We start from the raw sequence: 13,180 nt of genomic DNA, 5'->3' as shown, positions 1-13,180 counted from the left end.
GCCTTCGGTTGGCACGTCGCTGCCCTGCATGCTCCGCGCCTCCCGATCGGGAGAGTAATGCGCCCTGGATCAAATCCGGGTCGGTTCACCCTGATCCCTTGACGACCACCTCACCGCACTAACTGAACGGCGTGGGACTGGCCAGGCAGCACGGCGGCACCTCAGTCGAGGCCGAACCTGTCAGCCGTCGCCACCGCGGCCGATTCCATGCGGCGGCGGTCCCGGACGGTATCCCTCAACGGCTCGCCGGAACCGACTTTCATCGAGGCGCGGACGCGTGCGTCCATCTTTTCCAGAGACCCGGCGCGCTCCAGGTCGAGGGCCCAGACGACTTCGGGGCCGGCCGTCTCGGCCAGAAGTCCGTAGACAATCCGGCGCGCCGGCGCCTCCAGGTACCGATTGCAGTGGCGAAGCGATGAAAGGATCCACTCGATCTCATGCGGGGCGGCCTCGATCATCTCTAGGAACTGCCTGCCGCATGGTTTCATCGCTTTGAACGACGCTTCCAGCGCCGTGCCGTCGTGGCGGCCTGCCAGGAATGCCGCGCGGCGGACACGACCACCGACCTCCGGGTGGACGCGGATCGCCGCGGCCACCTCAGGACCGTCGGGAGCCAGATCCAGCAAACGCTCCAGCAGCGCGTCCGAGGCCAGCGGATTGCGGGCCAAAACACGGCGCTGGTTAGCGGTTCCCGCAGGTCCCACGACGTGGTCGACAAGCTCCCGGCACAGCGGCGCGTGCCTGACCATGACATCGGTCATCGCAAGCCCTGGAACTAGCGGCACGGGTAGCGGAGTCACGTCGGCAAGGATTGCTCGCGCCACATGCGGTGGCGCTAGCGCGAGCAGGATGTTGGGCGCCCACAGGGATTCGCCGTGGGCGCGTAGACCGACTGGTGGCGCGACGCCGCCATCGGTTGCGGGCTTGTCGTCCAGCAGTTCCCGGAGCGAGCCGCGCCATGTCACGATCCGAATGATCAGTCGCGCCCATTCTGCGACGTTATCGCCGGCTGCTGCGACGATCGTCGTGGCGACAGCGATGCTCGTAGCGCTTTGATCCTTCTCAGCCACCAAATCGACCGTCACCGCAGCGGGCCGGATCAACCGCAACGCATCCGCCGGGGCGATCGAACCGGACCGGGCACCTCGCCGTGCCATCATCTGTAAGGTCGACAGGCCGAGAGTCGAGTCTGCTTGCCTAGCTATCCTGGCCAGGATCTGACAATACTCATCGATAGTCGGGTCGAGTTCGCGGGCAGGAACACGACGCCTCGCCATAACACATCCCCCGTTTAAGCCGAGCACCGAATCCGTAGCCGGTTCGGACACTCGGTACCGGCGAAGGCCACGTCCATCATAAGCGTGACTCTCATAAGAACGGTTGGCGGAATGGTGATCGCCACGGTTCCGTGCTGGCGGCCTCGACTTCGCAGGAAAGAGAACATGGCACTTGCTGGCGCATCGACTACCAGATGGCGTCCGCCAACCTCGCGGCGCTAGCGTCCGCAGTGACGGAGCGCGCCGCGAGTTACCGGAGCGTTGGCCTGACCATACTCCGGTGACATGCGCCTACGACGGGGACCTCGCGGCCGTGCCAGCGCCGAGGGCTCGATCGAGGCCGGCGCCGCCACCGCCCTCGACTGATCAGCTGCCGAGAAGGTCAGCCTTCCCCGTCGTCGCCATCCCCGCCAACCCCCGGATGCCGCCCCGCCAGCCACACCACCGACCGCGCCCCCACCGTCACCCGCGCCGACGCGGCCTCGCCCGACGCCGGGTCGGCGGCCGCCGCCACCGCGCCGAGGTTGCCGGCGCCGGAACCGCCGTAGATGGCGGCGTCGGTGTTGAGGACTTCACGCCAGGTTCCGGGCCAGGGCATGCTGATCCGGTAGTCCCGAAGCTCTCCTCCGGAGAAGTTGGCGACGCAGACGAGTGCGGAGCCGTCGTCGTAGCTCCCGAACCTGGCGAAGGCCAGGAGGTTCGCGCCGGCGTCCGATGCCAGCCAATACGTCGCGTGCGCGTCGGCGTCGCGCGTCCACAATGCCGGAGTCTCGCGGTAGCGGGTGTTGACGTCGGCCAGCAGCCGGGTGAGACCGCCATCCTCCGAGTCGTCCGTCGGCCAGTCCAGTCCGCGTTCCTCGCTCCACTCGGCCCGCTGCCCGAACTCGCCGCCCATGAACAGCAGCTTCTTACCGGGGAACGCCCACTGGTACGCCAGCAGCCCGCGCAGGCCGCCGACCTGGTCCTCCCGCGTGCCGGGCTGCTTGCTCGCCAGCGACTGCTTGCCGTGCACCACCTCGTCGTGCGACAGCGGCAACAAGTAGTTCTCGCTGAACGCGTACGTCGAGGGCTGTGTCAGATCACTGTGATGATGACTGCGGTGCACAGGTTCGCGCACCACATAGCGCAGCGTGTCGTTCATCCAGCCCATGTTCCACTTCAGATCGAAGCCGAGCCCGCCCTCGCTCGTCGGCCGCGTCACCCCCGGCCACGCCGCCGACTCCTCGGCGATCGTCACCACGCCGGGATGCCGGCTGTGGATCGCCTCGTTGAGGCTCCGTAGCAGCGAGGTGGCTTCCAGGTTCTCCGTGCCGCCGTACATGTTCGGCTCCCACTGCCCCGGCCCCCGCGAGTAGTCCAGGTGCAGCATCGAGGAGACCGCGTCCACGCGGAGCCCGTCGGCGTGGAACTCCTCGATCCAGTACAGCGCCGAGGCGATCAGGAAGTCGCGCACCTCCCACCGCGCGAAGTCGAAGACCAGGCTGCCCCAGTCGGGATGTTCGCCGCGCCGGGGATCAGGGTGCTCATACATGGCGGTGCCGTCGAAGCGCGCCAGGGCCCACTCGTCCCGGGCGAAGTGCGCCGGGACCCAGTCGAACAGCACCCCGATCCCCGCCTGGTGCAGCCGGTCCACCAGGTACCGCAGGTCGTCGGGGTGCCCGAGCCGCGAGGTCGGGGCGAAGAAGCCGGTCGTCTGATAGCCCCAGGACCCGCCGTAGGGGTGCTCCATCACCGGCAGGAACTCCACGTGCGTGAACCCGTGCCGCTGCACGTGGTCCACCAGCTCCGACGCCAGGTCCCAGTAGGTCCGTCCCCGACGCCACGAGGCCAGGTGCACCTCGTAGACCGACATCGGCTGCGAAACGACCAGGCCGCCGGCCGCCTCGCGGCGCACCTTCAGCCAATCAGCATCCTGCCACTCGTACGACGAGGCGAAGATCCGCGAAGCACTGGCCGGCGGCGTCTCGCTGTGGAACGCCACCGGATCGGCCTTGAGCCGCCACACCCCGTCGGCGCCCAGCACTCGGTACTTGTACCGGTCCCACTGCCCGGCGCCCTCGGCGAAGCCGTGCCAGCAGCCGGTCCAGTCGTCGCGGTTCAGCTCCGCGGCCCGGTCCGGGTCCCAGCCGTTGAAGTCGCCGGCCACCTGCACCCGCCGCGCGTTCGGCGCCCACACCGCGAAGCGGGTCCCGCCCGACTCCGGGTGGGCGCCGAACGTGTCCCAGTAGCGACGCTCGCCGCTCAAGCCGCCAACCCCGCCGACGCCAGCAGATTGCCGTCCGGTATCACAATCTGCCGCTCGCGCGAGCGCCACAGCTCCTCCGGCTCGGCCGGCACCGCCGGCGCCCCATCGACGGCCTGCGTGTACGCCGCCGCCGTCTGCTCCCCGACCGTCGGCCAGCCGTAGCGCTGCCGCACCATCGCCTTGGCGGTGGCGACCATTCGGCGCGCACCGGGCCGGTCCTCCAGCAGCGTGGACACCGAGCGCGCCAGCGCGTCCTCGTCGCGCGCCGGGAACGTCACGCCGGTGACGCCGGGCTCGACGATCTCGGCCAGCCCGCCGGTGGCCGCGACCGCCAGCGGGGCGCCGGCCGCGGCGGCTTCCAGGGCCACCATGCCGAACGGCTCGTACAGGCTCGGCACGACCATCGCGTCGGTGGCGGCCATCGTGGCCGACAGGTGCGAGCCGACGAAGCCGCCGAAGCTGACCGCGTGCTGGAGCCCGAGGCGGTGGGTCAGGTCCTCCAGCTCGCCGCGGTTCGGGCCGTCGCCGCAGATGACGGCGCGCAGCCCGGGGTGCGCGCGGCGCAGTTCGGGCAGCGCGTGCAGCAGGTGCTGGACGCCCTTCTCGTGGACCAGGCGGCCGGCGAAGCCGACCAGCGGCCCGCTACCGGCGTATTTCGCGCGGGCCAGACCGACCTGCTTGGGCTCGGCGCGCCAGCGGGGCATGTCCACGCCGTTGGGGATGGCGTCGATCTTGGCGGCCGGCACGTCCAGCAGCACCGAGACCTCGCGCCGCATGTACTGGGAGCAGACCAGCACCCGGGAGGCCTCCTGGGCCAGCCAGCACTCGATGGAGTGGATGCCGCGGTTCAGGTCGCCGGGCAGCCAGCCCTGGTGCCGGCCGGCCTCGGTGGCGTGGATGGTGGCGACCAGCGGGATTCCGAGGTGGTCCTTGACGGTGACGGCGGCGTGGGTGACGAGCCAGTCGTGGGCGTGGACGAGTTCGTAGTCCTGGCCGCGGGCGGCGTGCAGGGCGGTGCGGGTCAGAGTGTGGTTGAAGGCGACGGCCCAGGCCAGCAGGTGGTCGGTGTCCAGGGGGATGACCGGCGGGTCCTGCGGGGCCCGCACCACGCGCACCCCGTCCACGACCTCGTCCAGCGGCGCGCCGGGGGCGTGGCGGGTGGCGACGGTCACGTCGTGCCCGGCCCGGGCCAGGGTGGTGGCCAGGGCGTGCACATGCCGTCCGAGGCCGCCGACCATGACCGGCGGGTACTCCCAGGAAAGCATGAGGAGCTTCCTTTTGCGGAACGCGGTCGTAGCGGTCATCGTCGCCTCCTCGTCAGGGATCACGGATGCCGTCCGCTCAAGGCGTGTTTCGGCGGTGCGACAAGCATCGCCGCAGGACATTGCGCGGACGTTGCGGCCGTGAGGCCATCGTGTTCGCGTTCGGCGCGCATGGGTTTTCCGGAAACAGACCGAAACCATCAGGGTCCACACTGGCCCCATGGAAGACGCCGAGCGGATCCGCCTGAACGCCGCCGACGCCGAGGGGGACGCGCACGTGCCCTGGCGCAGATGGGGCCCGTACCTGGCCGAACGCGCGTGGGGCACGGTCCGCGAGGACTATTCCGAGGGCGGCACGGCCTGGGACTACTTCCCGCACGATCACGCGAGATCCCGCGCGTACCGGTGGAACGAGGACGGGCTCGGCGGTATCTGTGACGACCAGCAGCGGTTCTGTTTCGCGCTCGCCTTCTGGAACGGCGCGGACCCGATCCTGAAGGAGCGGTTGTTCGGCGTCGGCGGCCACGAGGGCAACCACGGCGAGGACGTCAAGGAATACTGGTGGTTCCTGGACTCCACCCCCACGCACTCGTGGATGCGCTGGCGGTACCACTATCCGCAGCGGGAGTTCCCGTACCACGATCTGCTGGACACCACGCGGAGCCGGGGCGGCGCGGATCCCGAGTACGAGCTCGCGGACACCGGGATCTTCGACGAGGACCGGTACTGGGCCATCACCGCCGACTACGCGAAGGCCGGGCCGCACGACCTGTGCATCCGGGTGCGGGTGGAGAACATGGGGCTGGAGCCGGCCACCCTGCACGTGCTGCCGACGCTGTGGTTCCGCAACACCTGGTCGTGGGGGATGCCGGGGCGCGACGCCATGCCGCGGATCACGGCCAGCGGCGCACGGCTGGTCGGCGAGCACGAGCACCTGCGGCCCCTGTCGCTGATCGGCGAGGGCAGCCCGGAGGTGCTGGTGTGCGACAACGAGACCAACAGCGAGCGGTTGTGGGGGTACGGCGGCTACAGCGACTTCCCGAAGGACGGGATCAACGACTACGTCGTCAACGGGGCGCAGACCGTCAACCCCGAGCGCGTGGGGACCAAGGCCGCGCTGCGCTACGTGCTGACCGTCCCGGCGTGGAAGTCGGCGGAGATCCGGCTGCGGCTGCGGATGGCCGGCCCCGACGTCCCGCAGCAGACTCGCGCGATCCTGCTGGGCAGCGGCTTCGAGAAGGTGATGGAGGCGCGCGAGGAGGAGGCCGACGAGTTCTTCGACGCGCTCACTCCGGGCTCCTGCTCCGATGACGAGGCGATGGTGCTGCGGCAGGCCGTCGGCGGGCTGATGTGGTCCAAGCAGTTCTACCACTACAACGTGCCGCGCTGGCTGGACCACGATCCCGGGCACTCGGCGCCGATCGGCGGCGGCGCGCGGCGCAACGCGCACTGGTGGCACATGTCGGCGCGCGACGTCATCGCGATGCCGGACACATGGGAGTACCCGTGGTTCGCGGCGTGGGACCTGGCCTTCCACGCCGTGGCACTGGCCCGGGTGGACCCCGGCTTCGCCAAGCAGCAGCTGCAGCTCCTGCTCCGGGACTGGTATCTGCACCCCAGCGGGCAGATGCCGGCGTACGAGTGGAACTTCGGCGATGTGAACCCGCCGGTCCACGCCTGGGCCGTGCTGCAGGTGTTCGCCGCGGACGGCAGCCGGGACTTCGGCTTCCTCAAGCGTGTCTTCCACCGGCTGCTGCTGAACTTCACGTGGTGGATCAACCGCCTGGACGCCGAGGGCAAGAACGTCTTCGAGGGCGGCTTCCTCGGGCTGGACAACATAGGGCCGTTCGACCGCAGCGCCGGCGTCCCGGCCGGCGGCGCGCTGGAGCAGAGCGACGGCACGGCGTGGATGGCTCTGTTCACGCTCACGATGATGGACATGGCGCTGATCCTGGCGACACAGGACAAGGCGTACGGGGAGATGGTCACCAAGTTCTTCGAGCACTTCGCGCTGATCGTCGAGGCGGCCAACACCCAGGGCCTGTGGAACGAGGAGGACGGCTTCTACTACGACGTGGTGCGCGTCCCGGGGCAGGAGGGCGTGCCGCTGCGCGTCCGCTCGGTGGTGGGCCTGCTGCCGCTGAGCGCCACCGCCACGGTGTCCTCGGCGGCGCTGGCCGCCGTCCCGGAGCTGGAGCAGCGCGTGGCCTGGTACCGGACGAACAAGCCGCACTACGCCGACGTGCTGGCGGGCCGCATGATGCCGGCCAGCGACCTGCGGCTGCTGACGATGGTCCGGCACGACCAGTTCCCCCGGCTGCTGCACCGCATGCTCGACGAGGACGAGTTCCTGTCGCCGCACGGCCTGCGCGCCCTGTCCCGAGCGCACCTCGCGGAGCCGTTCACGGTGCGCCTCGGCGAGGCCGACTACAGCGTCGGCTACGAGCCGGCCGAGTCGCGCTCGACCCTGTTCGGCGGCAACTCCAACTGGCGCGGCCCGATCTGGTTCCCGGTGAACTACATGCTCATCGACGCCCTCGACCGCCACCACCGCTTCTTCGGCGACCAGCTGCGCATGCCGTATCCGACGCCCGCGCACGCGCCGACGCCGACGCCGACGCCAGGAGCACCCGAAGCCCCGCCCCACGAGGCAACCCTCGGCGAAATCGCCGACGACCTGTCCCGCCGCCTGGTCTCCCTGTTCCTCAACGACGCCGACGGCCGCCGCCCGGTCTTCGGCGAGAACGAACTGTTCCAGAAGAACCCGGACTGGCACGACCTCATCCCGTTCCACGAGTACTTCCACGGCGACACCGGCGCCGGCCTCGGCGCCTCGCACCAGACGGGGTGGACGGCGCTGGTGGTCAACCTGATCCTGCGGCGGTCGCGGTGAGGTAGTCGGCAAGGTGGCCGGGTGCGGTCGCGCCGTGGCTTCAAAGGCAATTTTTAGGCGCTGCTGCTTGATGTGTGGGTGCGGTGGGTATGGCGGGTGCTGTTTGTTCGTGGGTTGACAGTCAAAGGCGTTTTTTGACGGCTTCGCCTAAGGTTTGGTGACCTCGCGGGGGGACGCAGTTCGGTGGTGTGCCGCTGGTTGCGCTGGCGGCTGGCGGTTGTTCTTGTGCACGACCGCGCGCGGGTTCGAGTCACTGCGCACACGTCGGGTGGGCGGGTGGCGGCCGCGTGTGGTGGGCACCTGAAGTCAAGAGCAGGCGCCTCCGGCGGGGGCACTCGAGACTCTGAGGGATCCCCAACCCCCCGCCTCGGCGGCGGTCCGAATGTTGGTCGCCGCGTCCCGGATCCCTCGTCGCTGACGTCGCCCTAAAGGGAACCATCCCGGCCTGGCGGTGTCCAGCCGGATCGCACGCTGCTGTGGTCGGGCTGCGTTCGGCCGGACACCGCCAGTCCGGGCTGGTTGTGCAAGCACCGCCGACAGCGACGAGGGATCCGGGACAACCCCACCTGTGGGAAGGATTCCCGCGTCTCGGGCGTGCCATGTCACAGCCCGCAGGCGTGCGCGGCAATGGTGCCGTAACACTCAACGCCCGCACCCGCCCGACCACCATCGCCCGCAGCCCCTCGCGCACGCGCCCCACCGGCAGCGCCCCCACCAGCTCCAGCTCAGCGGACTGATCTTCAGTCCCCTGCCACCGTTGCCAAAACCTTCCCCAGGGGTTGGCAAAACCCCGCCCTTCTGTCGAAGTCTTGACGGAACTGTGCCACGCCCCAAAGGTGTGTCACGTCCACCTCCGACACGAGAGGGTTACATGCAACGCAGGGTGCAGCCGACGAGCGAGGCGGTCCGCGCGGCGAACCGTGCCCGCGTCGTGGACATCCTGCGCCGCTCCGGAAGCGCCACGCGTGCCGAGTTGGTCAGTGGCACCGGCCTGTCGCGCGCCACGGTCTCCAGCCTGATCGGCGAGCTCGCCGACCGTGGCCTGGTCTCGGAACTCCCCCAGCCCGCCGCCGACGCTCCCGGGCGCCCGCCGACCCGCCTCGCGCTCAACCGGGCCGCGGGCCTGGCCATCGCTGTCGACGTCGGTGTGCGGCACGTCGCCGTCGCGGTCGGCGACCTCTCGCGCAGCGTCCTCGCCGAGCGCTGGGTGTCGCTGCCGCAGGGCCATTCCGCCGAGCGCGGGACGCACATCGTCATGCGCAGCATCGAGACCACGCTTGCCGAGGCCGAGGCGGACCGCGACCAGATCGTCGGCGCGGCCATCAGCATCGCCGCCCCGATCGCGCCGGACAGCGGGCGGTTCCTCGTCCCCGGCGTGCTGCCGGGCTGGAACGGCTCGGAGCTGGCCGAGCTGATCGGCCGGACCTGGGGCATCCCGGCCGCCGTCGAGAACGACGCCAACCTCGGCGCGCTCGGCGAGTCGGTCGTCGCCGCGCCACCCGGCGGGGACCCGCACGGGCAGGACCTCCTCTACGTCAAGCTCGCGAGCCGCGTCGGCCTCGGCATCGCCTTCGGCTCCCGCGGCGCCTTCGGCTCCCGCATCCACCGCGGCCACGACGGCTACGCCGGCGAGCTCGGCCACGTCACCGCCGACCCCGACGGCCCGGCCTGCTGGTGCGGACGCCGCGGCTGCCTGGAGCTCTACGCCGGCGCCGAGGGCATGCTCGCGCGCCTGGCCGCGCGCGGTATCCGCATCGACGATGTCAACGAACTGATCCGCCGCGCCGAGGCCGGGGACGCCGACGTCCTGGCCGTGATCGGCGACGGCACCCGCCGCCTGGCCCGCTCGCTCGGCGCCCTCGCGCTGGTCCTGAACCCCTCGGTCATCATCCTCGGCGGCGAGCTGACCGCGCTCGGCCCGCTGCTGCTCGACCCGGTCCACGCCGAGCTCGCCGCCGTCCCGTTCGGCGCGCCGGTCGCCGTGCGCACCTCCACGCTGGGCCCGCGGGCCTCGCTGATGGGCGCCCTGGCGCTCGTCCTGTCCGAGTCCAGCCGCTTCACGGATCAGTCCTCTGCTCCGGTCGCCGCGAACCCCGGGAGGGTGACCGCGCCCGCCGCGGCCCCGTCCCGGTCGTTGAAAAGTCCCTCTCATCCCTCTCCCTCCCGTCCCTCCCTCTAAGCCCCCGGTTTCCCTCCGAAGGAGCTTCCCGATGCTTCTCCGTCCCCCTCGAAGAGCGCGCCGCCGCGCGGCCACCGCAGCCGCCACCGCCACCCTGGTCCTGGCCGGTTCCCTGACCACCGCGCTATCGGTATCAGCCACCCAGGCCTCGGCGGCCACCGCGACAAGCGCCTCGAAGCACGCCGTCACCTCCGGCGACGCCCGCTTCGAAGTCCTCTCCCCCACCCTCATCCGCACCGAGTACGCCGGAAACGGCACCTTCGAGAACGACCCGACGTTCAACGCCGTCGGCCGCGACGGCTTCGCCCCCACGCACTTCACGCAAAGGGTCGTGAACGGCTGGCTCACCATCGACACCGGCCAGGAACAGCTCCGCTACAAGGTCGGCAGCGGCCCCTTCGGCGCGGACAACCTGAGCATCACCGAGCGCGCCGGCAAGCAGCCCGTCGCCTCCGCCCCCTGGGCCCCGAAGCCGGTGCCCTCCTGCCGGTTCGGGGTCCTGTGCGAGGCCGAAGGCCTGGACCTCAACGGCGTCTCGGTCGCCAGCGACCACAGCGGCTACACCGGAACCGGCTTCGCCGCCGGCTTCCAGAACACCGGCAACTCGCTGTCGTTCCAGATCACCGCAGCCACTGCCGGCACCTACGAACTCGCCGCCCGCTACGCCAACAGCACCGGCGGCGACGGCCAGAACACCACCCGCACCCTGAGCGTGACCGCCGGAGGCGCCGCCGCCGCGAAGCTCACGCTGCCGACCACAGCCGACTGGAACACCTGGGCCGTCGCCACGGTCCCGGTGACCCTGAACGCCGGAGCCAACACCGTCACCATCGCGCGCACGGCGTCCGACTCGGGCAACGTCAACATCGACAGCCTCGCCGTCGTGACCACAGGCTCGGCCTACCCCGGCCCGGGCGCCCCGCAGAGCCAGCCCTGCGCCTTCGGCACGATCTGCGAGGCCGAGTCCGGCGCCCTCCTCGGCGGCGCCTCCCTCCAGGACGACCACAACGACTACTCCGGCGCGGGCTTCGTCGGCGGCCTCAGCACGACCACGGCGGCCGACGCCGTCGCCGTGACCGGCGTGCCGCGCGCGGGCGGCTACCAACTCCAGCTGCGCTACGCGAACTGGCAGACCGACTTCAGCCAGACCGGAGCCGCCGCCCCGCGCACGATCTCCGCCGCCGTCGGCTCCGGCGCCGCGGTCACCACCACGCTCGCGCCGACCAGCAGCTGGGACAGCTGGCGCACGATCTCGATCCCGGTCACGCTCGCCGCCGGGGACAACACGGTGACGCTCGGCTGCCCCACCGCGGACGCCTGCCACGTCAACCTCGACACCGTCGCGGTCGTCAAGAACGGCACGCCGCTGCTGGCCCCGCACGCCCCGCTCGGCGGCTACCGCCGCGGCCTGGACGGCCAGAACGGCGAGGTCCTGAGCACGCCCGGCCTGCTCTACCAGGACGGCTGGTCGCTGCTGAACGACACCGCCTCGGCGGTCTTCAACTCCGCGACGCACCAGGTGACGCCGCGTCCGTCCGCCGGCGGCCAGCCGTATCAGGACGGATACGTCTTCGGCTACGGCCAGGACTACCAGCAGGGACTCAAGGACCTCGCGACCCTGACCGGCCCGTCGGAACTGCTCCCGCGCTGGGCCTACGGCGTCTGGTACTCCGAGTACTACAACCACACCGCCGCCGACTACGAGAACACCATCCTGCCGACCTTCCGGTCGCAGAACACGCCGCTGGACGTCCTGGTCACCGACACCGACTTCAAGGCCGTCAGCACCTGGGACGGCTGGGAGATGGACCCGTCCAAGTTCCCCGACCCGAGTGCCTACTTCGCGTGGGCGCACGCGCAGGGACTGCACACCACGCTCAACATCCACCCGAGCGTCCAGCAGAGCGACCCGCAGTACCCCGCGGCGCTCGCGGCGGCCGGCGGCACGCTGCCGTCGTGCGGCTCCGGGCAGTACTGCTTCGACTGGGGCACCCCGGCGCAGCTGTCGGCGTACTTCGGGCTGCACCAGCAGATCCAGAACCAGGGCAACGACTTCTGGTGGCTGGACTGGTGCTGTGACAGCTCCAACTCGTCGCTGGCCGGAGTCACTCCGGACTCGTGGATCAACCAGAACTACGCCTGGGACACCGACTCCACGGTCGGCCGGGGCTTCGCGTTCTCCCGGGCCTACTCCTCCCTCGACGCCGGCGGCTACAGCGGTTCGGTCGGACTGGCCACCGGGCCGTGGGCCGACAAGCGCACCACGGTGCACTTCACCGGCGACACCACCTCGACCTGGGCCACCCTGGCCATGGAGGTCGGGTACACGCCCGGGGAGTCGGCCGCGACCGGCCTGTCCGCGGTGAGCCACGACATCGGCGGCTTCAACAACGCCGGCGACCAGACCGCCGGTGCCGAGCCGGGCAGCACCAAGCTGCCGGACGACCTGTACGCACGCTGGGTGCAGCTGGGCGCCTTCCAGCCCGTCGACCGGCTGCACGGCAACCACAGCGACCGGCTCCCGTGGCAGTACGGGACGGCGGCCAAGGACTCCGCGGAGAAGTTCCTCAACCTGCGCGAGAACCTGGTTCCGTACACCTACACGCTGGCCCACCAGGCCGCCACCACCGGCGTGCCGGTGACCCGGCCGACCTACCTGCAGTACCCGGACCAGCAGGACGCGTACGCCTTCGACGGCAGCGAGTACTTCTACGGTCCGGACGTGCTGGTGGCGCCGGTGACAACGTCGGGCGACTCGGCGACGACGCAGGTGTGGTTCCCGGCCGGCAGCTCCTGGACGGACTACTTCACCGGCAAGACGTACCAGGGCGGCACCGTGCAGAGCGTCGCGACCACCCTGGACACCATGCCGGTGTTCATCAAGTCCGGCGGGATCATGGCGACCCGCTCCGGCGACGTCACCAACGACGACCAGAACCCGCTCACCGCCGCCACCGTGACGGTCGCCGAGGGCGCGCCGGGCTCGTTCTCGCTGTACGAGGACAACGGCACGACCACGAACACCGCGCAGAGCGCGACGACCGCGATCAGCTACGCCGACCACAAGGTGACGATCGCCCCCGCGAAGGGCACGTTCCCCGGCCAGGTACGGCAGCGGTCGTGGACGGTCACGTTCCAGAACGCGGCCCACGCGCCGGCCTCGGTGTCGATCAACGGCGCCAAGGTCGCGGCCGCCGCGTGGACGTGGGACAGCACCTCGAACACCCTCACCGTCCGCGCCCCGGCGCAGTCGGTGAACCAGCGGCTGGTGGTCAGCTACAAGTAGCCGCCCCGCGCTGACCCGTCGGCCCCGCCCGGATGACC

General features: G+C 70.7%; 6 protein-coding genes. 3 read left to right on the top strand and 3 right to left on the bottom strand.

Annotated elements, in window-relative coordinates:
* Positions 1-161: 161 nt before the first annotated feature.
* The 3 genes from ABH920_RS33185 to ABH920_RS33175 form a co-directional block, all read right to left on the bottom strand.
* Positions 162-1,277 (bottom strand): hypothetical protein, encoded by a 1,116-nt coding sequence (locus tag ABH920_RS33185; protein ID WP_370353180.1) that lies wholly within the window; start codon positions 1,275-1,277, stop codon positions 162-164.
* 382 nt (positions 1,278-1,659) lie between these two features.
* Positions 1,660-3,522, bottom strand: a complete 1,863-nt coding sequence (gene glgB / locus ABH920_RS33180) for a 1,4-alpha-glucan branching protein GlgB (protein ID WP_370353179.1) — start codon at positions 3,520-3,522, stop codon at positions 1,660-1,662.
* Positions 3,519-4,826, bottom strand: coding sequence for a glycosyltransferase family 4 protein (locus ABH920_RS33175; RefSeq protein ID WP_370353178.1), 1,308 nt, complete (start codon positions 4,824-4,826; stop codon positions 3,519-3,521). The genes glgB and ABH920_RS33175 overlap by 4 nt, the downstream gene beginning before the upstream one ends.
* 178 nt (positions 4,827-5,004) lie before the next feature.
* Between ABH920_RS33175 and ABH920_RS33170 the strand changes: the two genes are divergently transcribed.
* The 3 genes from ABH920_RS33170 (at position 5,005) to ABH920_RS33160 (ending at position 13,142) form a co-directional block, all read left to right on the top strand.
* On the top strand, positions 5,005-7,677 hold the full coding sequence (locus ABH920_RS33170; RefSeq protein ID WP_370353177.1) for a glucosidase: 2,673 nt from the start codon (positions 5,005-5,007) through the stop codon (positions 7,675-7,677).
* An 871-nt stretch (positions 7,678-8,548) separates the two neighbouring features.
* Positions 8,549-9,856 carry an ROK family protein gene (locus ABH920_RS33165; RefSeq protein WP_370353176.1) on the top strand — a complete coding sequence of 436 codons (1,308 nt, stop codon included), beginning with the start codon at positions 8,549-8,551 and terminating at the stop codon, positions 9,854-9,856.
* 31 nt (positions 9,857-9,887) lie between these two features.
* On the top strand, positions 9,888-13,142 hold the full coding sequence (locus ABH920_RS33160; protein ID WP_370353175.1) for a TIM-barrel domain-containing protein: 3,255 nt from the start codon (positions 9,888-9,890) through the stop codon (positions 13,140-13,142).
* Positions 13,143-13,180: the final 38 nt, after the last annotated feature.

Source organism: Catenulispora sp. EB89 (genome assembly GCF_041261445.1).
Taxonomy (GTDB): domain Bacteria; phylum Actinomycetota; class Actinomycetes; order Streptomycetales; family Catenulisporaceae; genus Catenulispora.
Note: the sequence above shows the minus strand (reverse complement) of the source record. Positions and strands in the feature narration are given on the sequence as shown.